The organism is Streptomyces sp. NPDC006655 (genome assembly GCF_040703965.1).
Classification (GTDB): domain Bacteria; phylum Actinomycetota; class Actinomycetes; order Streptomycetales; family Streptomycetaceae; genus Streptomyces.
This window is the reverse complement of sequence record NZ_JBEYJU010000102.1, coordinates 11,455-32,153: the sequence shown is the minus strand read 5'-3', so window position 1 is coordinate 32,153 and position 20,699 is coordinate 11,455. Positions and strand designations below refer to the sequence as shown.

Genomic DNA, 20,699 nt, shown 5'->3' with positions numbered 1-20,699 from the left:
GCTCCGCCACATGACCCGCCACCCCGCACGCCGATCGCACGCACCGAACGCCGCTCCTTCTTCCACGGAGATCCATCAGAAGGGCCCTAGAGGAACGGCGTCCCGGCGTCGAGCCCCGACAGCACCCGGCCGTACAGCTCCAGGTTGGCGGTGGGGTTGACGAACGAGTGCAGGCCCAGGGCGTTGAGGTCCCGGACGATCCGCTGGATCGGCACCTCCCGGTGCAGGGACGAGGCGCCGGACGCGGATCCGACCAGGTCGGCGGCTTCCTTGCACAACCGCGTCAGATACCCGCACTGCGCCCTGATCCGAGCCCGCTCCTGCGCCGTGAAGGGCCGTGCGTCGGCCGCCCTGGCCTCGATCAGCCCCACGAAGTCGGCGGTGATCAGTTCCGCCGAGGAGACCTTCATCTCGGCCTCGGCCAGTTGGAGATGCGTCACCGGTGCCTCGTGCTGACGCTCGTAGAGGGTGTACGTGATGCCCCGCCGGTGGATGCGCTCCCCGAACTCCGTCACGGCCGCGCGGCCCAGTCCGAGGGCGTTCGCGGCCGTCCAGGCACAGAACAGCAGCAGGACCGGCATCCGGTAGAAGGGGTCGGCGCCGTTGCGCCGGGACGGGAACGTGCCCGCCAGCAACGGCGCGACCGGCAGGACGCGGTGGGCGGGCACGTGCACATCCTGGGCGACGACGGTGTTGCTGCCGCTCCCGCCCAGACCGGAGACGTTCCAGTCGTCCAGCACCTTGAGATCGGTCATGGGGATCGCCAGCCACACCATCTCCGGCGGCCCGTCCCCGGTGCCGGCCAGCGCGGTCAGCAGATGCCAGTCGGCGTCCTGACAGCCGGTCGCGAAGGGAGAGTTCCCGTTCACCAGGTAACCGCCGTCGACGGGAACGGCTTTCGAACTCGGGACGAGAGTGCCGCCGACCCGTACGTCGGGGTCCGTGAAGATCTCGTCCTGGGCCTCGTCGGGGAACAGGGAAGCGATGAACGCGCACCCGGCCTGGATCAACGCCATGAACCCGGCCGACCCGCACCCCGCGGAGACGGCGCTCAGCGCGTCGACCTGAGTCCGTAAGGAGGTCTGGTAACCCCCGTGACGGCGGGGGACGTTCATACGGTGGATTCCGGCGCCGGTGAGAGCCTCGACGACCTCGCTGGTCACCCGCCGTTCCTGCTCCGCGCGCAGGGCGTGCGACCGGATGAGCGGTTGCAGCACGCGTACGCGTTCGACGAGATCGGCCTCCGAGCGGGGTACTGACGAACTGGTCAACGGACGGCCTCCGCACTGGGGACCCGGCAGGGACCCTCACCGTCGCGCCGATCCCGCTGACTGTCAACGCACCTGCGGCGCAAGCGAGTTGACGGAAGACCCGGAACTGGAGACGGTCAACCGGAATCCCAGACCTCCGTTTGTGTCCCAGAGTTCACCTCCGGAGTGCTGCGATCGCATTGTCTACGCGCGTATCTTGGCCCGGTCGTACGCCGGGGCGGTCCCGCACGCTCACGTACCCACGTCACGCCGTCTGCATGAAGGAGAGCTCCTCCGTGTCGCACCCCTCACCCGAGGCCGCCGAGCCGCGTCCCCAGCACACCAGACGCAAGCGCGCCCTGCCCTACGGCATAGCGGGCGCCGTCGTGCTCGCCACCGCCGGTCTGAGCATCAACGCCATGGCCGCCTCGCACGAGGCCCTGATCGCCGAGGTCTACGGAGGCGGCGGCAACTCGGGCGCCACGTACACCAACGACTTCGTCGAACTGGCCAACGCCGGCAGCGGCTCGGTGGACCTGAGCGGCTACAGCGTCCAGTACCTGCCGGGCACGCCGACCGCGTCCTCCAAGTGGCAGTCGACCCCGCTCACCGGCTCGCTCGCCGGCGGCGGCCGCTACCTGGTCCAGGAAGCCGCGGGCACGGGCGGCACCAAGGCCCTGCCCACGCCCGACGCCACCGGCTCCATCAACGTGTCCGGCACCAACGGCACCGTCGCCCTGGTCACCGGCAGCGACCCGCTGACCTGCCTCACCGCCGCCGACTGCCAGGCGGACCCCCGGGTGAAGGACCTGGTCGGCTTCGGCACCGCGGTGGTGCACGAGGGCAACGGCGCGGCGGCCGGCGCGAGCAACACCGCGTCCGTGGCGCGCTCGGCCTCCCTCGCCGACACCGACGACAACGCCGCCGACTTCACGGCCGGTGACCCGTCCCCGCAGAACACCGGCGACAGCGGCGGCACGACCCCGACCGCCCCGCCGACCACGCAGCCTCCCACCACCCCGCCGGCCACCCCGGCGAAGATCCACGACATCCAGGGCACCTCCCGCGTCTCGCCGCTCGACGGCAAGGCCGTCTCCGGGGTCACCGGCATCGTCACCGGCGTCCGCGCGTACGGCTCCTCGCAGGGCTTCTGGTTCCAGGACCCGAACCCCGACGCGGACCCGCGCACCAGCGAGGGCGTCTTCGTCTTCACCGGCTCGACCACGCCCACCGTGAAGGTGGGCGACAGCGTCTCCGTCGACGCCACCGTCCAGGAGTACTACCCGGGCGGCCAGAGCACCGGCGTCCAGTCGGTCACCGAACTGACCAAGGCCACGGTGACCGTCGTGTCCAGCGGCAACGCCGTGCCCGCCCCGGTCGTCCTCGACAAGCACTCGGTGCCCGAGCGGTTCGCCCCGCAGGCGGGCGGCGCGAGCATCGAGAACCTGCCGCTGCGCCCCGACGAGTACGCCCTCGACACCTACGAGTCGCTGGAGGGCATGAACGTCCGCATCGGCAGCAGCCGTGTGGTCGGCGCCACGGACCCGTACTCCGAGATGTGGGTGACGGTCCGGCCCGGCCAGAACCCCACCGAGCGGGGCGGCACCCTCTACAAGGGCTACGACGACCCCAACTCGGGCCGTCTCATGGTGCAGTCGCTGATCCCCACCGCCCAGCAGGCGTTCCCCGTCGCGAACGTCGGCGACACGCTGTCCGGTACCACCGAGGGCCCGCTCGACTACAACCAGTTCGCCGGCACCTACACGGTCCAGGCCCGCGCCATCGGCACCGTCCGCAAGGGCGACCTCGAGCCCGAGGTGACGGCGAAGCAGAGCGCCTCCCAGGTGAGCGTCGCCACGTACAACGTGGAGAACCTGGCACCGGGCAATCCGCAGTCGAAGTTCGACGCGCTCGCCAAGGGCCTGGTGACGAACCTCCGTTCGCCCGACATCGTCGCGCTGGAGGAGATCCAGGACAACAGCGGCGCCACCGACGACGGTACCGTCGCCGCCGACAAGACACTGGGCAAGCTGGTCGACGCGATCGTCGCGGCCGGCGGACCGCGCTACCAGTGGCGGCAGATCGACCCCGTCAACGACAAGGACGGCGGCCAGCCGGGCGGCAACATCCGGCAGGCGTTCCTGTTCAACCCCGACCGGGTGCAGTTCACCGACCGTCCCGGCGGCGACTCCTCGACGGCCGTCGGGGTGACCGGCAAGGGTGCGGACACCCACCTGACCGCGTCCCCGGGCCGGATCGCGCCGACGGACGACGCGTGGACCTCCTCGCGCAAGCCCCTCGTCGGCGAGTTCACCTTCCGCGGCAAGACGCTGTTCGTCATCGCCAACCACTTCAACAGCAAGGGCGGCGACCAGGCGATCGACAGCCGCTTCCAGCCGCCGGTGCGCAGCTCCGAGGCACAGCGCAACCGGCAGGCCCTGGTGGAGCGGGACTTCATCGAGTCGCTGGAGAAGGCGGACCCGAAGGCCGACCTGGTCGTCCTGGGCGACCTGAACGACTACCAGTTCTCACCGGCGGTCACCTCCCTCACGGCGAACGGCAGGCTCCTCACCGACCTGGTGAACACCCTGCCGGTCAAGGAGCGTTACTCCTACGTCTACGAGGGCAACTCGCAGGTCCTGGACCACATCCTGACCAGCCCGTCCCTGAGCCGCGAAGCCGACTACGACGTGGTGCACATCAACAGCGAGTTCGCCGCGCAGACCAGCGACCACGACCCGCAGATCGTGCGCGTGCGGCCGTAGCGGTACGCCGTCCCACCTGATCGAGGCCCGGCCGTCCCTCCCGGGACGGCCGGCCCTCGGCTCACCGTCCCCGCCGACGCCCCGCCCTCGAGACGGGGTCACCGGGCGCGGCCCGGGACGGGCGCGGCCTGCGTCGTGGCCGCTCGCCCCCCGTCCGGTGCCGCTCCGGCGGCCGGGCGACGTGGCCGCAGGCCGATGACCAGACCCACGACGACCACCCCGATGCCCGCCCAGACCGACGGCCCCGGCGCACCGGTCCCCGCGACCGTGCTCGCGCCCGCCGCCGCGAGCGGGGCGATCCCGGTGAGCAGCCCGGCGCGGGCCGCCCCGGCCGCGCTCACCGTCGAGTACCACAGCACGAAGGCGACCGCCGTGACCAGCAGCGCCAGGTAGCCGACGGCAGCCCACTGCACCCCCGTCAACCGTGCCACGGCCGACGGGCCTTCCGAAGCCAGGCCGAGGACCGCCAGCACCGAACCGCCCAGCCACGTCGCGTGCACGGACACTCCCCACGGGGTGTGCCGTCCCAGCACCGGCACCGCGAGCAGGGTGAACGCCGCCTCGCAGCCGAGCGCGAGCGCGGCCCACGCCACGCCGACGGGATCGGTGCGGCCGGTCCCCTCCACCAGCACCGCGCCCGCCACGACGACGGGCGCCGCCACCAGGACCTGGCGGCTGGGCCTGCGTCGTTCCAGCAGCGGGCCCACCAGCCCGAGGACCACCGGCGCACACGCCACCGCGACCGCGATCACCGCGGGCTCCGCATGCGCGACACCCCGCACCACGGCCACGTTGAACAGCACCAGGCCGGTGACCGCCAGCCCCGCCAGCCACAGCCACTCCCTTCCGCGCGGCCGGACCGGACGGGCACCGGCGGCCCTGGCGACCACCAGGAGGATCGCGGTCGCCGCCGCGTACCGGACGGCCTGGGCGGTGAACAGCGGCGCGTCGACGAGGGTGTGCGAGACGCTGACGCTGCTCCCGACCAGCACCATCCCGGTCATGCCGGGCACGAGTTGGGCGAAGGAGGGGGAAGGTGTGTCCATGCCCAGCACCCTGCCCCCACAATGGACGCCATGGGCAGGTCCACGAAGTCATCGTCCGAGGGGTCCAAAACCTCACCCCCGTCACCTGGGACGAGCGTCGGCTCGGACTTCCTCCAGCTGGACATCGGACGGGCGCCGTCCGGCGGACGTACCGCCTGGCTCGCCGACCGGCTGCGGTCGGCCATCGCCGACGGCAGGCTGCCCGTCGGAGCCAGGCTGCCGGCCAGCCGGGTGCTCGCCGAGGAGCTGAAGGTGACGCGGGGTGTGGTCACCGAGGCCTACCGGCGGCTGGCCGAGTCCGGTCAGATCGCCGGTCGCGGCCGGCTCGGCACGGTGGTGGTGGCCGCTCCCGCCGTGCCCCGCGCACGCCCGGCCGGTGGGTCGGAGCCCGCCCGCGCACTCTTCGCGGCAGCCGACCGCGAGGGCGCCATCGACGCGCTGCGGGCCCTTTCGTGCCGGATCGACCTCTCCCCGGGCGTCCCCGACCTCGCCGCGTTTCCCCGCACCGCCTGGCTGCGTGCCGAGCGCGCCGTCCTCGCGAGCGTCACCCCCGGCGACTTCGGATACGGGGATCCACGGGGTGCCCTCGCCCTGCGCCGGGCCGTCGCCGACTGGCTGGCACGCAACCGCGGCATCCGGGCCGACCCGGCCGACGTGGTGGTGGTCGGCGGCGTGGCGCAGGCCCTCGGTCTGCTCGGCCAGATCCTGCGCAAGGACGGCATCGGCCGGATCGCGGTCGAGGACCCCGGTTCGCTCGGCGCACGCCAGCAACTGGAGTACGCCGGTCATACGACCGTTCCCGTCCCCGTGGACTCGGGCGGGCTGGACGTCGGCGCGCTGCGGGCCTGCGGTGCCCGCGCGGTGCTGACGACCCCGGCGCACCAGTTCCCCACCGGTGTCGTCCTCGACGGGGAGCGCCGACGGGAGCTGCTGGACTGGGCGGCCGCCGGAGGGGTGGTCATCGAGGACGACTACGACGCCGAGCACCGCTACGACCGGCCGCCGGTGCCTGCCCTTCGCTCACTGATGCCCGACGGTGTCTGCTACGCGGGAAGCGTCTCCAAGCTGCTCGCGCCCGCGCTGCGGATCGGCTGGCTCCTCGTCCCGCCGGACCGGCTGGACGCGGTGGTGACCGCCAAGCGGTACGCCGACCTCGGGACCGGCACCCTCACCCAGCTGGTGCTCGCCCGGCTGATGGACTCCGGCGAGCTGGAACGGCACCTGCGCCACGTCCGGTCCCGCCACCGGCGCAGACGGGACGCGATGCTGCGGGCCGTCGAGGCGCACCTGCCGGGGGCCCGGGTGCACGGCGCGGCCGCGGGCCTGCACCTGATGGTCACCTTCGACGGCGCACGGGACACCGCTTTCCGTGACACCGACCTCGCCGAGGCGGCCCTCGCCCGCGGCGTGAAGGTGCACCCGCTGTCCTGGCACCGCATACGGCCCGGCCGTCCGGGCCTCGTGCTCGGCTACGCGGCGGGCCCCGCCCATGACATCGAAGCGGGCGTCGCCCACGTCGGCGCCGCTCTGCGCGAGGTGCGCGCCCCGTGAAAGCGCTCGCCCCCTCGCGCCGTGGGACGTGGGATGGGGGACGTGGGGGAGGTTTCGGGTACCCGGTGCGGTGCCGCGGCCCGCGGCGCCGCCGCGGACGAAGCCCGTGGCCGGTTCCCCACCCGAGCGAGGTGCCTGATGGCCTCGAACACCGGTGACCTCGCGGACGACGCCGTCGACCTCCACTTCGTGGGCAATGCGACGGTCCTGCTGCGTTACGGCGCACTCACCCTGCTCACCGACCCCAACTTCCTGCACCGGGGCCAGTACGCCTACCTGGGGTACGGGCTGTCCAGCCGACGGCTGACCGAACCCGCCGTCGACGTGCGGGATCCGCCACGGCTCGACGGGATCGTGCTGTCGCACCTGCACGGGGACCACTGGGACCGGCGGGCGCGCCGGCACCTGGACCACGCCGTCCCGATCCTGTCGACCCCGCACGCGGCCCGTCGGCTGCGGGTGCTGCACGGCTTTCCCCGGACGGCCGGGCTGCGCACCTGGGAGGGATTCACCCTCCGGCAGGGCGGTGACCAGGTTCGGGTGACCGCGCTGCCGGGCCGGCACGCCGGCCAGGCGGTGCTGCGCGGCCTGCTGCCCCCGGTGATGGGCAGCATGCTGGAGTTCGGCCCCGCGGGCGGGTCGCCCCGGCTGCGGCTGTACGTCTCGGGCGACACGCTGGTCTACGACGGACTCGACGAGATCGCCCGCCGGTTCCCGGCCGCCGACCTAGCCGTGCTGCACCTGGGCGGCACTGTGCTGCCCGGCGGTTTCGTCGTGACCATGGACGGCGCCCAGGGCGCGGAACTGGCCCGGCGCCTGGACCCCCGGGCCGTGCTGCCCGTCCACTACGGCGACTACACCGTGATGCGATCGCCCCTGGACGCCTTCCTCGCGGAGGCCGACGCCCTGGGGCTCGGCGACCGCCTCGTGCACTGTCGGCACGGACAGCACGCCCGGGTCGCCGCGAGTCCCGGTTCGGCACCGACCCTTGCGTGACCCGGGCGCTGACGCGGGGGGACCCCGATGGCGGTCAGCCGCGGCCGGGTGCGTAGGACGTCGGCACCCCGCGCCCCGCCTGGGACGACTCCGCTGCCCGGGCGGCCGCGCTCGCGGCCAGAGCCAGCAGCAGGGCCACGGCGCCGGTGATGACGTTGTTCACGATCGTCCTGGTGATGTTGACGTGTCCGGCGACCACCCAGGGGGAGATGATCGCCCATACGCCCAGGGCGCAGGAGGCCCACGCCATGCTGTGGGTGCGTTCGTAGGCGCGTCCGAACCCGCCGCTCATCAGGACCGCGTAGGCGATGCCGGTGAGCAGATTGCTGACGGCGAGGGTCGACAGAGCGTTGAAGCCCGTGATCCAGGGGGACGCAGCCAGGTACAGCCCCGTGAGCAGTGCCATGGTCTCGATGGCCTGGCCCTTGGGGGTGCTCGTCGCGCGCTCGGCCATCTCGTGCCTGAGCCGCATCTCGACGATGTCCGGATGCGTTTCCATCGACGGCCGGGGAGAAGTGGTCATTGTCGTCACCTCCGAAGCGATGTGCCTTCGGACTTCGCGAATACCCGTCAAGCGGAGGGCAACCGGCCGTTTGTGTCCCCGTACCCAGGCCCCGGCCGGCGCCGCCTGCGGTACCGCCCCGGCCCCTGTTGTTTGTCCGCCACCGCCAGGGGGCCCTCCGCCCACGGGGAGGATTCCCGTTCGTGCCGGTATGGACGAGAAGGGGACGGAAGAAGGCAGGGATCATGGGCACAGCGGCTGACGGCCGGTCCGCGGAACCTCTGCGGCGACGGCTGCGCGTACTCGGCGGAGGAGGAGCGTCCGCTGGGTGGTTACACGGCGGCTCTGGCGGCTTTCGGCGCTTACACCGCCGCCTGGGCGACGGTGGTGAGGATGCGCGGGCGCCCGCTGCCGGACCGGCCCGTCCCGGGGGACGTGGCGCTGACCGCGGTGGCCATGTTCCGGTTGAGCCGGCTGCTGAGCAAGGCTTCGGTGACCAGTCCGCTCAGGGCTCCCTTCACCACGTTCCACGGCCCGCAGGGGCCGGCGGAGCTGCACGAGGAGGCGCGGTCCGAGGGCGGCAGGGCCACGGTCGGCGAGTTGGTCACCTGCCCGTACTGCGTCAGCGTCTGGGTGGCCTCGACCCTGACCGCCGGGCAGCTGCTCTGGCCCCGAGCGACGCGCACCGCCATGGGGGCGCTCGCGGCCCTGGCCGGCGCGGACGCGTTGCAGCTGACGTACAGCGCCCTGATGGACAGGACCACCGGTGAGTGACCTCCTTCGCGTTTCGGAGGCCGTGCCCGCCCAGCACCCGAGCCGGACGCGACCTGACCGACCGGGCGCTCACCGACCACCTGCGCGGGACGTGCCTTGCCCGGCGCGACCGCGGCTGGCTAGGTTTGCCGTCGGCGTCGGACGAGCAACAGGGCGGGGAGAATGGCGAGTTTGGGCGATCTGATGGAGCTGCTCGGTCCGCCGCCGGTTCGCGACGCGTCGGCCGACGACTGGCACGAGGTCGAGCACTATGTCGGCTCGTCGTTGCCGGGCGACTTCAAGTCGTTCCTCGACGCGTACGGCACCGGCACCATCTGCGGGGAGCTGGTGGTCTTCCATCCCCGGGGCACGAGCCCGCTACTGGAACGGATGCGAAGCATCCACGAGTCGTTCGGCACGTCGTGGCGAGGTGACCCGGGCGAGTACCCGTTCCGGTTCCACCCCACCCCCGGCGGCCTCGTCTCCTGGGGGTACGACCATTTCGGTGACGAGCACTTCTTCTGGCCGTGCGTCCCCGAACCGGACCGCTGGAAGATCGTCACGAACAGGAACGGAGCGGATCCGGAAGTCTTCGACGGATCGTTCACCGACTTCGTGCTCGCCTTCGTTGAACGCCTGCGTGACGTCGACCCGTACCACGGGATCGACCCGGACGCCCTGGAGTTCCTCGAACCGGAAGACCTGGACGAACTGGTGGAGCGCGGTGAGATCGGCCCGGTGGAGCCGAGCTTCGAACCGTTCTGAGCCGGCTGCGCACCCCACGTGCCCCTCGGCCTCGGCCGGCGCCGGCGTACCCGTCGCTCAGGTGGTCGGGCCGTGGGGCAGGTGGACGGTCATGATCAGGTGACAGGTGGCGTCGCCCGCGCCGCGGTAGGTGTGGGGGACGTCGCCGTCGAAGGTGGCGGTCTGCCCGGCCGCCACCGGGTGCTCCGTGCCGTCGACGACCAGGACCATGCGTCCCGCGGTGACGCTGACGGTCTCGGCGACGCCGGCCTGATGCGGGTGACTCGGGTACTCCTCGCCCGGATGCAGACGCCAGCGCCACACCTCGACCGGCGCCGGTCCCGAGGTGGTCAGCATCAGCCGGGCGTCGCCGCCCTGCTCTCCGGCCCACAGCGGCGTCACGGTGTCGGACGACACCACCCGGACCCGCCCTTCGGCAGGCCCCTCCAGCAGGGCGGAGACCGAGACGCCGAGCGTGTCGGCGAGGCGGACCAGGGTCGCGAAGTTCGGATTGCCCTGGGCCTTCTCCAGGCCGACCAGGGCGCCCTTGCTGACCTTGGCGCGGCGGCCCAGCTCGTCCAGGGACAGCCCTGCCCTGGTGCGGGCCGCTCGGACGTTGTGCGCGAGCGTCCGCAGGGCTGCGTCTGCCTCGGCCACCTGATCGCCTTCCCTCGCTGACAGGTCGGTGGAATGTGCCGCCCGGTCGGTCGGTTGACACCATGCGGTCGTTCCGTTGTACGGTTCAGTCGTTCCACTGTAACAGTCAGGGATCGTTCGGTGGTGTGCCGCGCACCGTGAGGGTCGCCGCGCCCGCCGGCCTCACCCTTCGAACCGCCTCCGGCATGGCCTCCACCGCCGCCTTCGCCCTGCTCTACTGCGCCCCGACGCACCGCTACTGCCACCGCCACCGCCCCGCCACCGCCACCGAAGGAGACGCGCATGTTCATCCAGCCCTGGGACGCGGCCCTGGACCAGGCCGAATGGGGGACCTGGATCGCCGAAGGGCACGACTTCGGGCTGCTCGCCGTCAACGGCCTGCCCGGCCACGCGCCCACGACCGTGCCCACCCACTTCGTCCCGGACGGCAACCGCCTCCTGATCCACCTGGCCCGCCCCAACCCGGTCTGGGAACCGATCCAGAACGACCCGAACGTCACCTTCACCGTGCTCGGCGACTACGCCTTCGTCCCGGGAACCTGGCGTGCGGGACCCGGCACCGAGCCCACCGACGGGGTACCCACCAGCTACTACGCCGCCGTCCAGTGCACGTGCCGGGCCCGCATCGTCGACGAGCCGGAAGCCAAGGCCGCGCTGCTGCGCCGGCAGCTGGCCCACTTCCAGCCCGACGGGGACCACGCGCCGGTCGAGGTCGGGCAGGCGCCGTACGGGCGGATGCTGCCCGGCATCCGTGGCCTGGTGCTGGACGTGAGCGAGGTCCGGGCCAAGTTCAAGTACGACGACCACAAGCCCGTCGAGCACCGGGCCGCCGTCGCCGACCGCCTCACCGCTCGCGGCCAGGGCCTCGACGGGGCTACCGCACGGCAGCAGCGCCGCCGCCTGGACCGCGTGGGCCCCTGGAAGCCCTGAACCGCACCGGCCCCCATCACCCTTCCACCCGAGCCGAACGGAGCCCCGCCCATGCCGACCTTCCGCCTCACGACCGCGGTCGCCGAAGCCTTCCCCGACACCCTGATCGCCGTGGTCACGGCCACCGGTCTGCGCGGCCACGAACCCTGGCCCGACACGGTCGTGGTGCTCGACGACCTCGAACGGCAACTGGCCGCCGGCGCCTGGGCTCCCGCCGACGACACCGACCCGCGTATCGAGGCATGGCACAGCGCCTACCGCTCGTTCGGCACCAATCCGCGCCGCGTCCGCCCCAGTGTCGACGCCCTCGGACGCCGTATGGCCAAGAAGGGCACACTGCCGCGCATCAACCCCGCCGTCGACTCCTACAACGCCGTCTCCGCCCGCCACGGCCTGCCCGCAGGCGCCTTCGACCTCGACCACGTCGCCGGCGACGTCGAGATCAGGTACGCCGACGGCAGCGAGGAGTTCACCCCGCTCGGTGAGCCCGGCACCGTCGAGCACCCGAAGCCCGGCGAGATCATCTACGCGGACGCCACCGGCGTCCTGACCCGGCACTGGAACCACCGCGACGCCCACCGCACCCGAGTCACCGAGGACTCCACCCACGTCGCCTTCGTCCTGGAGACCCTGCGGGCCGAAGACGACGGCGGCCTCCTGAAGACCGCGGCGGAGGAACTCCTCGGGCTGCTCACGGTTCACGCGCGGGAGACCCGCGTCGACTACCTCGGCCCGCGACAACCGCACGCCTCGGCCTGACGACACCCGGCAGCCTCCCGGGCCGGGTGGGACCTCGCGCGGGGTACGGCCGGGTCGGTGCCTCCTGTGGAACCATCTGTCCATGGGCAGCGACCTGGAAATCAGCGCACTCGCGATCAACGTCACGATTCCGCAGGCGCTCCGCTGGACGGACAGCCGACGCGGTGAGGAGTTCACGCTGACCACGCTCAACGTCCGGCTTCTCCCGGACGGCCACGTCGCCGTGAAGGCGTACGGCCGACCTGTCGCCGGCGGTCGGGGCGCCTACGTCTCGTTCCCCGTCCCCGACAGACCCGAACTGGCGAACCTGGTCACCGAAGCCGCCGGCCGCGCGGGGCAGTTGTGGGCCGCTCACCGGGGTCTCGGCTGAGCCCGGTTCGACGCGACGAGAGCCCACGTGGTTCCGGTGCCGTCCGGAGGCCTGCACTCGGCGGTGGGAGGCGTCGCGTGTCGGGGCAAGCACGGTGTGCCGCGGCTGATCTTCCGGCGGCGGTGCGGCATGCCGTACCGTGCGGGTTCGGGTGCGGAACCGTCCCGGTCCGCACCGGGCGGACGGGGAGGGGAATGTGCGCGAACGGACCAGCGGCGACAGCGTCGTTGCGGGCGTCGGGACGCCGGCCGGCGGGATGGTGGTGGTCGAGGACCTGCGCCGTACCTACGGCAGCGGCAACACCGCCGTCCACGCCCTGCGCGGTGTCTCCTTCACCGTGCCGCGCGGTGAACTCGTCGCCCTCAGAGGGCGTTCGGGTTCCGGCAAGACCACCGTGCTCAACCTGGTCGGCGGCCTGGACGTGCCGGACGGCGGCCGCATCGTCCTGGACGGCACCGACCTGGCCGGCCTCGGCGCCGACGAGCTGCTGGCACTGCGCCGCGAGCGCGTCGGCTTCGTGTTCCAGTCCTTCGGCCTCGTCCCGATCCTGACCGCCGCCGAGAACGTCGGAATTCCGCTGCGCCTGCGGAAGGTCCCGGCCCGCGAACGCGAGGCCCGCGTCGGCCTCCTGCTCTCCCTCGTCGGCCTCTCCGAGCACGCCGACCAGCGTCCCGGCGAGCTCTCCGGCGGCCAGCAGCAGCGGGTCGCGATCGCCCGGGCGCTCGCCAACAACCCGGCTCTGATCATCGCCGACGAACCCACCGGCCAACTCGACGCCGACACCGGCCTCACCGTGATGAACCTGCTGCGTGCCGTCGTCCGCAGCGAAGCCGTCACCGCCCTCGTCGCCACCCACGACACCCAACTCATCGAGCTGGCCGACCGCGTACTCGAACTGCGGGACGGCCGCATCGTCGAGGACACCTGACGGCGCGGCCCCGCCCGGCGGACTTCCGCACTATCCTGACGACCCTCCGACAGCGTTGTCCGCAGATCTCATCTCCCCGGGGGACCGTGTGCCAGCTCACGAACAGCCGCCAGGGCCGACGGACTTGGACGAACTGCACCGACGGGCCGCAGCCGCCCCGCGACGGGAGGCAGGGCTCGTCGTCTGCGAGAACCTGGTGCGGATCCACCAGTCCGAGGGCGTGGAGGTGCAGGCCCTCCAGGGCCTCGACCTGACCGTGGCCGAGGGCGAGATGATCGCAGTGATCGGGGCCTCCGGCTCCGGCAAGTCCACCCTGCTCGGGATACTCTCCGGCCAGGACGTACCCACCGCCGGTGCCGCCGAGGTCGCCGGACACGACCTGCTGGCGATGAAGCGCCGCGAGCGGCTCGACTACCGGCGCCGCACCGTCGGCTTCGTCTGGCAGCAGACCTCCCGCAACCTGCTGCCCTACCTCTCCGCGGCCGAGAACGTGATGCTGCCGATGACGTACGCCGGGATCAAGCGCTCCCGGCGCCGGGCCCGGGCGGAGGAACTCCTCGACCTGCTGTCCGTCGGCCACTGCCGGGACCGCACCCCCGACACGCTCTCCGGCGGTGAACAGCAGCGGGTCGCCATCGCCGTCGCCAACGCCAACGAGCCGCGGGTGCTGTTCGCCGACGAACCCACCGGCGAACTGGACACCGCCACCAGCGACGAGGTCTTCGCGGCCCTGCGCCGGGCCAACGAGGACCTCGGCGTCACCGTGGTCGTCGTCACCCACGACGCGCTCGTCTCCGAGCAGGTGCAGCGCACCGTGGGGATCCGCGACGGCCGCACCTCGACCGAGGTGCTGCGCCGGGTCGCCACCGACGAGGACGGCGTCCAGGTGCTCAGCGCCGAGGAGTACGCGGTCCTGGACGGCAGCGGTCGGCTGCAACTGCCGAGGGAGTTCACCGAGCGCCTGCACCTGCGCAAGCGGGTGCGGCTGGTCCTGGAGAGCGACCACGTCGGCGTCTGGCCCGACGAGGCCGCCCGCCGCGCCAGGGCCGAGGCCCAGGACGCGGCGAGCGGCGGCTCCGAACGCTGAACATGCCCGGAAGGGGGCTGCCCGGCAGCCCGCGCCTCATGCTGTGACCGGAAAGGTTCGCCGGACGCCGCGAACCGGTGAACCTTTCCGGTCAGGGCCCTAGCCGTCACGGAAGCCGCAGTACGGCCCCCAGTCCGCGCCTGCGGGCCAGCACGGACTCGGTGACCGCGGCGGCCAGGATCAGCGCGGTCACGGCGGCGACGAGGGCGACGGTCAGCGCGTAGTCGGTGCGCAGCGCCGGCTGCCCGGGGCCGCCGGTGAACCGCTGCAGGTCCAGGGTCGCCGCCAGGAGCCGCGGTTCGAGCAGCCCCAGCAGGGTGCCGCCCACCGCGGAGGCGACCGCCAGCGGCAGCAGTTGCAGGAAGTGCAGCGCCCCCGCCTCCTTGGCGCCGAGGCCCAGGGTGCGCAGGAACGAGGCGGTGCGGCTGCGCTCGTGGGAGGTGAGGGTCAGTTCCAGGACGAGCGCGAGCAGGCCCGACAGCGCGGCCAGGAGCGAGCCGACGGTGTAGATCGTGCCGATTCCCTGCGTCAGACCGTCCGTGCGCAGGGCCCGTAGCGTCTCGGCGCGGACCTGGATCCGGGCCGACGGCCCGAGCGCCCTGGCCGCCGCCGACCGCAGTGCCGCGGGTTCGGCGGTGCCGGGCCCGTCGCTCTTCAGAAGCAGGACGGTGGTGCCCGAGGGCTGCGGGGGTATCGGCTGCCCGGCCGCGGCGGTGGTGATCAGGAGCGGCGTACCGGGCGCGAGCTGCGCCGTGACCGGCCCGAGGAGGGGGTCGGTCAGTTCCGCGGCGGTGAGGGTGCCGACCGGTGCGAAGACCAGGTTCACCGGCCGCTGCCCGTCGGGCACGACCGTGGCCGTGAAACCGCCGGTACGCTCTCTGGCCCGCAGGCCGGGCGAGAGGAAGGAGGGCAGCGGGGCGTTCGTACCGGCTCGGGTTCCCGTCGGGGCGGCCGGCAGGGACCGCAGGGCGGCCGTCAGCGGCGACTTCGGGGCGACGGCGGCCAGTTGGCGGGGATCGACGGTGATCACGGCGACCTGGGGGATGACCGCGCCGTCGGTCCGTCCTGCCAGGTCGAGGGTGTACAGATGCTGGAGGGCGGTCCGGGTACCGGGGGCGGCCCCCGGTGCGGACGGCACGGTCCCCGCCACGGTCGCGCTCGCGTCGGCCCCGGTGGTCCAGGCCGCCCCCGTGGCCAGGCCGTCGTCGATCGTACGGTGCACGAGTCCCCCGAAGACCGCCGTCCCCAGGGTCAGCACCAGGACGAACAGGGCCAGCCCGGTCGCCGGGGCGTCGTGCGCGGCCCGCGCCGCCCCGACGAAGCCCACGGCACCCCGGCCACGCCGGGCCCGCCGCAGCACCAGGCGCAGCACGAGCGGGTAGATCCGCAGCAGCACGAGTACGACGGTCAGCGCCACCAGCACCGGCACCGCGCCCAGAATCCCGTCGGGACCCTGCGAGCGCAGCGCGACCACGCCCGCCGCCGTGCTGACGAGCACCGTCAGCTCCAGGACCACGCGCCGGCCGGCGGCGAGGTTCCGGCGTGAGCGCCGCAACCGGCCGGGTCTGCGCGGCTCGCGGACCGCGAGCCAGGTCATCAGCGGCACCGTCAGCGCCACCACCGCGGCGGCGAGGGCGGCGGTCGCGGGCCGCGGTTCTCCTGAGGTGCCGGTGGGAGCGAGGGTCCCGCCGGCCGTCCAGCCGAGCAGCGCGGCGATCAGCACCACCGGATAGGCCACGGCGCAGCGCAGCAGCACCAGCCGTGCGGTGGACGCGCCCCGTGCGCGCTGCAACCGCAGGTGCGCCCGCCTTCGGCGCAGCAGCAGCCGGACGGCGACGGTGACGGTGGCCAGTGCGACGGCGGCGACCGCGTCGACGGCGAACGTCGCCAGCCCCCTGGCCTGGTGGTCCTGAGCGGTGAAGGCGGCGAGCAAGGGCGACAGCGCGTCGGTCACCAGCAGGGGCCCGGTGGCCTGGCCGCCGACGTGGCAGCCGAGGTCGCCGGTGATCGGGTCGGCCCCCTGACACAGGGCGGCGCTGAGGTCCGCGCTGTAGTGCGACAGCGGCCCGGTCAGCGCGCGGGCCTTGTCGAGTGCCGCCCCGGTCAGGTCTGCGCGCACCTGCCAGGTCACCCGCGGGCCGCCCACACCGGCGCCGGCCAGCAGGTCGGCCGCGTCGAGGCCGACGAGGCCGCGGACGGCGAGCACCGTGCCGGCGGAGTGCTCGGCCGGGTAGCGCGACGGCTGGTCCAGCGTCTCCTGGCCGGTCCAGAAGCCGTCGGCCGCGGCCTTGGTGCGGTAGAGCCCGCTCACCAGCAGTCGTGCGTGGGGCGGGGCGCTCTGCACCCCGGGCGTCTTGGCGAACTCAAGGGTCAGCAGGCCGCCCGACCGGACACCGAGCGCCCGCGCGGTGGCCTCGGACAGACCGATCTGGGGCGGGGTGCCGAGCGGTGTGTGGTCGGCGGGGGCGTGGCCGCTGACGTAGCGCAGGTGGGCCCGTGCGGCCGGCAGGTGGCTGACGGCCAGCTCGGTGCTGGTGTCGGCGGGCCCCGGCGGCCGGGGCGAGACCAGGGACGCGTCGTTGTAGTCGTAACCGACGCCGGTGACGGTGACATGGCGCGCACCGGGGCCGCCGAGTTGTTCGGCGAGGGTGGCGCCGGAGCCGAGCAGGGTGGCCATGTGCACGGCGGGCGGCACGGTGTCGAAGACCTCGGGCGTGGTGCTCACGCTGATCAGGGGCGCCGCGGCCGCTGCGGCGTCGACGCGCTGCCGCAGCGCCCGGTCCTCCTGACCGCCCGCGAAGGCGGGGGCCCAGGCGCACAGCGCCGTCAGCGCCAGGACCACCACCGCCAGGCAGGCCAGCAGCGGCAGGTCGCCGCGGGTCTCCTTGCGCACCAGACGCCGCGTCACCGCGGCGCTCCTGTCCACGGGCCTCAACGGTCCTCCCCTGCGCGCAGCACCCGTACCAGGTCCACCCGGGACAGCAGGCGGGCCAGCGCCAGGACGACCGCGCTGATGGCCACGGCGGTCGCGACGGCCGTCAGGGTCACGGTGCCCCACGGGACGACCTGGGGCAGCGGCGGATAGGGGGCCTGTCCGCTGTCGTCCACGGTGACCAGGGGCAGCACCGCCAACGCGAGCGCCATGCCCATCAGCGCCCCCGGGACCACCGCGAACATCGCCAGACCGAGCTGCTCGGCGCCCAGCAGCGCGGACAGGCTTCCGGTTCGGACCCCGATCGCCCGCAGCAGGGCGAACTCCGTGCGCCGCTGCCGGGTGGAGACCACCGCGTGCACGGTGAAGGCGATGACCGCGAAGCCGGGGGCCAGGTACCGCACCAGTTCCAGCACCCGGCGCAACCCGCTGCGGAACGGGTCGGCCCGCAGGGACGCGGCGGTGCGCGCTGTCGTGGTGACGTGGCCCAGCGCGGGCTGCGCCTCGGCGGCGGCGGCCGTGCGCGCGCTGTCGGTGCTGCCGAGCCACCAGAACGCGGGAGCCTCCTGGTCGGCGCCGGCCCGCGTCAGCGCGGCGGCGAGCAGGCGCTGATCGGCGATCAGGTGCCCCTGGCCGCGGCCCAGTCCGGGCAACGAGTCGACCCGGCCCACGATGCTGACCGTGATGCCGGAGCCGCCCAGATCGAGTGTGGTGGTGCTGCCCACGCCCAGACGCGCCTCGTTCAGCGCCGGGGCGTCCGCGCGCACCGGCAGCGGCGCGGGTCGTGCGGCCGGGCCCGCCACGAGCCGCACCCGGCTGCCGGGCCGGGTGTCGTAGTCGCTGCCGGAGAGCCCGCCGAAGGCGTCGTCGGTGGCCTGGGAGCGCGGGATGCCGGTGCTGACGGTGGTCCGCAGCACCGCGGAGCCGCCGCGGACGACCGAGCACACTCCGGGGACGCCGGGACCGTAGCCGCCGGTCGGTTTTCCTTCACACGCGCCCGCGGTGGCGTCGTAGGCGTGGTCCGTGCCGTCGGCCCAGACCTGTCCGCCGGGCAGCCGGGTGACCCACGTGTCCGTGGCGGTACGCGCGCCCACCCGGACCAGTTCCAGATCGAGCCGCGCGGGACGCACGCCCGGTTGCGGCAGGACGCCGACGGCGGTCACCGTCAGCGGATACTCCCGCCGGTGACCGCCGCTCAGCGCCACGTCCAGCGGTACGACGACGGTGTGCCTGGCCCCGTCGGCGGCGGGCAGCCGGGTCGTCACCGTGCTGACGAGACCGGACGCGTCCTGCACGGTCAGTTCCAGGCTCGGCGCGGCCCGGCTGCCGTCGCTGCCCAGCCGCTCGTCGAGCAGCAGTGCGGTCGGCCGCCCGGGCAGGGGTATCCCGGCGACGGCCGGTGACGGGGTGCGGGGAGCGGGGCCGCCGACCGTGCCGACCAGGTTCTCGGTGGCTCCGCCGGGCAGCGTCACCGTCGACTGCGTCACCGGTGTCACGGCGGTCACCGCGGGCAGCGCCCGATAGGCCGTGCCCAGGACGGGGGAGGGGTAACTGTCGGCCGCGGACGGGGAGAGCCGCACGTCCGCGCCGACGGCGAACGCGGCCTGCTCCGAGGCCAGTTGGCCCAGGCAGGCCAGCGCCGTGGTGGCGAAGGCGCTCACCGACACGGCGAGGCACATCAGTACCACCGGTCCCGCGTTGCGCGCCGCCCGCCGGCTCACCTGCCAGCCGGCCAGCGCGGGCACGAGGCCCCGGCTGCGCCGCCCGAACGCGTCCAGCAGCAGGGAGGTCAGCGGCAGCAGTCGTAACAGCAGGAGCGCGGCGGCGCCGGCCACCAGGGCCGGCACCACGACCAGCACCGGGTCCGCGGACGCGGCGCCGGTGCCCAGGCCGGCGAGCAGCGAGTGGTGCCGCCGCAGCTCCAGGTAGCCCAGGGCCGCGACGGCCAGCAGCGCCAGGTCGGCGCCGATGCGCTGCGCGGCGGCGGCCCGTGCGCCGCGGGCCGGTCGCGACCGCGCCGACGGCAGCACGGGCAGCAGCACCGCCGCGGCGTGCACCAGAAGCGTCAGAGCCACCGCCGCGTACGCGCCGGCGCCCAGGCCGCCGGGATGCAGCAACCGGGCGAGGAACGGCGCGGCGACGGCGGCCGGGAGGCCGGTGAGCGCCCACTCGGCCGCCGCCCCGCGCAGCAGACGCAGGGTGCCCGCCCCTCTGGCCCGTTGGAGAACCAGCTCGTCGCGTCGGCGCTCCGTCAGCTGACGAGCGGCCAGCACCAGGGTGGCCAGGGCGAGGGCCGCCAGCAGGTCGCTCGGCAGGTACAGCGAGGACCGGGCCGCCACCATCGGCACCGTCAGGTCGTCGATCGCCCCCGGCAGTCCGGAGACCACGGTCAGGTCGGTCAGGGACGGCTGCCGCCCACGGAACACCGACACGCGGCTCTGACTGCCGGAGAAGGCACGCAGCCGGTCGTGCAACCCGGCGAGACTGCCCGCGTGGACACGGGAGTAGTCCGGCTGCACGCTCCAGTGCGCCGTCAGCTGTCCGTTCAGGGCGGCGCTGCCGTTGAGGTCCGACGCCGACACCACCAGCAGGTGCTGGTCGGCGGTCTCCCCCTGGGTCAGGTCGCCGGCCATCGCGGGCCAGAACCCGACGGCACCGGTCGCCCGGTAGACCCCGGTGATCCGTACGGTCAGGGCGCGCCCGAAGGAGTCCCGCACCTGAAGGCGGGAACCGGGCTCGACGCCCAGCCGCCTGGCCAGCGCGTCGGGCACCGCCGCGTCGACCGGGGCGGTGGAGCCGGTGGCGACCCGCACGTCGGGGAGCGAGGTGAACGCACCGGCCGGGGCGTCGGCCGTACCGGCGGGCCACCGCCCGGCGACCAACCGCCCGAACCTGCCCCCGCCCTGCACCGCCACCGGGTGCAGCCCGCTCCCGCCGGGGCCGCGCGGCGGTCCGGCCACCCCGTCGATCCCCGTCACCGAGACCGGCGACATGCCCAGCAGCCCCACGTAGGTCCGCTGGGGCACCTCGGCGAACACCCGCGTGGCGGCGGCCCGCACCTCGCGGTCGGCGGCGGCCATTCCGGCGGCCCGGTAGGACGCCGAGACCGTCACCTGCGCGTCCAGGTCGGCAGCGAGCCGCCGCACGGCCCCCGCCTGCACCGAACCACCGGCCAGCGCAGCGAGCGCGGCCAGCGCCGTCGCACACAGCAGGACGGTCACCGCGACGGCGGTGAGCACCAGTCCGTGCTGCGCGGCCCGCCTGACAACGGCGGGAATCCGCCGCCGGACCGGGCGCGGGGCGCCGGGGCGCGGCCGCGAAGAGGACGTGACGGCCGTGGCGACCACATGAACCCCCGCAGAATCGAACATGTGACGGTGACGGCGCGTCACAGTCCTACCAGGCATCCCCCCGACCACACAAGACTCG

General features: G+C 73.7%; 16 protein-coding genes. 10 read left to right on the top strand and 6 right to left on the bottom strand.

Annotated elements, in window-relative coordinates; translation table 11 throughout:
* Positions 1 to 86: 86 nt before the first annotated feature.
* Complete coding sequence (locus AB0958_RS37235; RefSeq protein ID WP_366894908.1) at positions 87 to 1,271, bottom strand: acyl-CoA dehydrogenase family protein; 1,185 nt, start codon at positions 1,269 to 1,271, stop codon at positions 87 to 89.
* Positions 1,272 to 1,636: 365 nt separating this feature from the next.
* Between AB0958_RS37235 and AB0958_RS37230 the strand changes: the two genes are divergently transcribed.
* Positions 1,637 to 4,015 (top strand): endonuclease/exonuclease/phosphatase family protein, encoded by a 2,379-nt coding sequence (locus AB0958_RS37230; protein ID WP_366894911.1) that lies wholly within the window; start codon positions 1,637 to 1,639, stop codon positions 4,013 to 4,015.
* Positions 4,016 to 4,113: 98 nt separating this feature from the next.
* Here AB0958_RS37230 and AB0958_RS37225 read toward each other — a convergent pair whose 3' ends face one another.
* Complete coding sequence (locus AB0958_RS37225; protein WP_366894907.1) at positions 4,114 to 5,061, bottom strand: DMT family transporter; 948 nt, start codon at positions 5,059 to 5,061, stop codon at positions 4,114 to 4,116.
* Positions 5,062 to 5,082: 21 nt separating this feature from the next.
* Here AB0958_RS37225 and AB0958_RS37220 point away from each other — a divergent pair, with 21 nt between their 5' ends.
* Complete coding sequence (locus tag AB0958_RS37220) at positions 5,083 to 6,612, top strand: PLP-dependent aminotransferase family protein (RefSeq protein WP_366894906.1); 1,530 nt, start codon at positions 5,083 to 5,085, stop codon at positions 6,610 to 6,612.
* A gap of 138 nt (positions 6,613 to 6,750) precedes the next feature.
* A complete protein-coding gene (locus tag AB0958_RS37215; protein WP_366894905.1) occupies positions 6,751 to 7,608 on the top strand; it encodes an MBL fold metallo-hydrolase in 858 nt (285 codons plus the stop codon).
* 34 nt (positions 7,609 to 7,642) lie between these two features.
* Here the strand turns inward: AB0958_RS37215 and AB0958_RS37210 are convergent, their stop codons facing one another.
* Positions 7,643 to 8,131 carry an SPW repeat protein gene (locus tag AB0958_RS37210; protein WP_366894904.1) on the bottom strand — a complete coding sequence of 163 codons (489 nt, stop codon included), beginning with the start codon at positions 8,129 to 8,131 and terminating at the stop codon, positions 7,643 to 7,645.
* A 372-nt stretch (positions 8,132 to 8,503) separates the two neighbouring features.
* Here AB0958_RS37210 and AB0958_RS37205 point away from each other — a divergent pair, with 372 nt between their 5' ends.
* Entirely contained in the window at positions 8,504 to 8,884 is a 381-nt protein-coding gene (locus AB0958_RS37205) for a DUF1360 domain-containing protein (protein ID WP_366894903.1), read from the top strand.
* 162 nt (positions 8,885 to 9,046) lie between these two features.
* Positions 9,047 to 9,628, top strand: coding sequence for an SMI1/KNR4 family protein (locus AB0958_RS37200; RefSeq protein WP_366894902.1), 582 nt, complete (start codon positions 9,047 to 9,049; stop codon positions 9,626 to 9,628).
* Positions 9,629 to 9,685: 57 nt separating this feature from the next.
* Here the strand turns inward: AB0958_RS37200 and AB0958_RS37195 are convergent, their stop codons facing one another.
* Positions 9,686 to 10,264, bottom strand: a complete 579-nt coding sequence (locus AB0958_RS37195) for an XRE family transcriptional regulator (protein WP_366894901.1) — start codon at positions 10,262 to 10,264, stop codon at positions 9,686 to 9,688.
* A 282-nt stretch (positions 10,265 to 10,546) separates the two neighbouring features.
* On the opposite strand from AB0958_RS37195, the gene AB0958_RS37190 reads away from it, so the two are divergent.
* The 5 genes from AB0958_RS37190 (at position 10,547) to AB0958_RS37170 (ending at position 14,338) form a co-directional block, all read left to right on the top strand.
* Positions 10,547 to 11,194 (top strand): FMN-binding negative transcriptional regulator, encoded by a 648-nt coding sequence (locus AB0958_RS37190; protein ID WP_366894900.1) that lies wholly within the window; start codon positions 10,547 to 10,549, stop codon positions 11,192 to 11,194.
* Between the two features lie 51 nt (positions 11,195 to 11,245).
* Positions 11,246 to 11,953: a phenylalanine--tRNA ligase beta subunit-related protein gene (locus AB0958_RS37185; RefSeq protein WP_366894899.1), complete on the top strand. Its 708-nt coding sequence runs from the start codon at positions 11,246 to 11,248 to the stop codon at positions 11,951 to 11,953.
* A gap of 82 nt (positions 11,954 to 12,035) precedes the next feature.
* Positions 12,036 to 12,323: a hypothetical protein gene (locus AB0958_RS37180; RefSeq protein WP_366894898.1), complete on the top strand. Its 288-nt coding sequence runs from the start codon at positions 12,036 to 12,038 to the stop codon at positions 12,321 to 12,323.
* Positions 12,324 to 12,579: 256 nt separating this feature from the next.
* On the top strand, positions 12,580 to 13,251 hold the full coding sequence (locus AB0958_RS37175; RefSeq protein WP_366894910.1) for an ABC transporter ATP-binding protein: 672 nt from the start codon (positions 12,580 to 12,582) through the stop codon (positions 13,249 to 13,251).
* A gap of 124 nt (positions 13,252 to 13,375) precedes the next feature.
* Entirely contained in the window at positions 13,376 to 14,338 is a 963-nt protein-coding gene (locus AB0958_RS37170; RefSeq protein ID WP_366894897.1) for an ABC transporter ATP-binding protein, read from the top strand.
* Between the two features lie 106 nt (positions 14,339 to 14,444).
* Here the strand turns inward: AB0958_RS37170 and AB0958_RS37165 are convergent, their stop codons facing one another.
* Complete coding sequence (locus AB0958_RS37165; protein ID WP_366894896.1) at positions 14,445 to 17,246, bottom strand: hypothetical protein; 2,802 nt, start codon at positions 17,244 to 17,246, stop codon at positions 14,445 to 14,447.
* Positions 17,247 to 17,269: 23 nt separating this feature from the next.
* Positions 17,270 to 20,509: an ABC transporter permease gene (locus AB0958_RS37160; protein ID WP_366894895.1), complete on the bottom strand. Its 3,240-nt coding sequence runs from the start codon at positions 20,507 to 20,509 to the stop codon at positions 17,270 to 17,272.
* Positions 20,510 to 20,699 lie beyond the last annotated feature (190 nt).

Coding starts and splice junctions, on each gene's coding strand:
- AB0958_RS37225 (WP_366894907.1), bottom strand. CDS start 5,061: ATGGACACACCTTCCCCCTCCTTCGCCCAACTCGTGCCCGGCATGACC.
- AB0958_RS37220 (WP_366894906.1), top strand. CDS start 5,083: ATGGACGCCATGGGCAGGTCCACGAAGTCATCGTCCGAGGGGTCCAAA.
- AB0958_RS37215 (WP_366894905.1), top strand. CDS start 6,751: ATGGCCTCGAACACCGGTGACCTCGCGGACGACGCCGTCGACCTCCAC.
- AB0958_RS37210 (WP_366894904.1), bottom strand. CDS start 8,131: ATGACCACTTCTCCCCGGCCGTCGATGGAAACGCATCCGGACATCGTC.
- AB0958_RS37205 (WP_366894903.1), top strand. CDS start 8,504: ATGCGCGGGCGCCCGCTGCCGGACCGGCCCGTCCCGGGGGACGTGGCG.
- AB0958_RS37200 (WP_366894902.1), top strand. CDS start 9,047: ATGGCGAGTTTGGGCGATCTGATGGAGCTGCTCGGTCCGCCGCCGGTT.
- AB0958_RS37190 (WP_366894900.1), top strand. CDS start 10,547: ATGTTCATCCAGCCCTGGGACGCGGCCCTGGACCAGGCCGAATGGGGG.
- AB0958_RS37185 (WP_366894899.1), top strand. CDS start 11,246: ATGCCGACCTTCCGCCTCACGACCGCGGTCGCCGAAGCCTTCCCCGAC.
- AB0958_RS37180 (WP_366894898.1), top strand. CDS start 12,036: ATGGGCAGCGACCTGGAAATCAGCGCACTCGCGATCAACGTCACGATT.
- AB0958_RS37175 (WP_366894910.1), top strand. CDS start 12,580: ATGGTGGTGGTCGAGGACCTGCGCCGTACCTACGGCAGCGGCAACACC.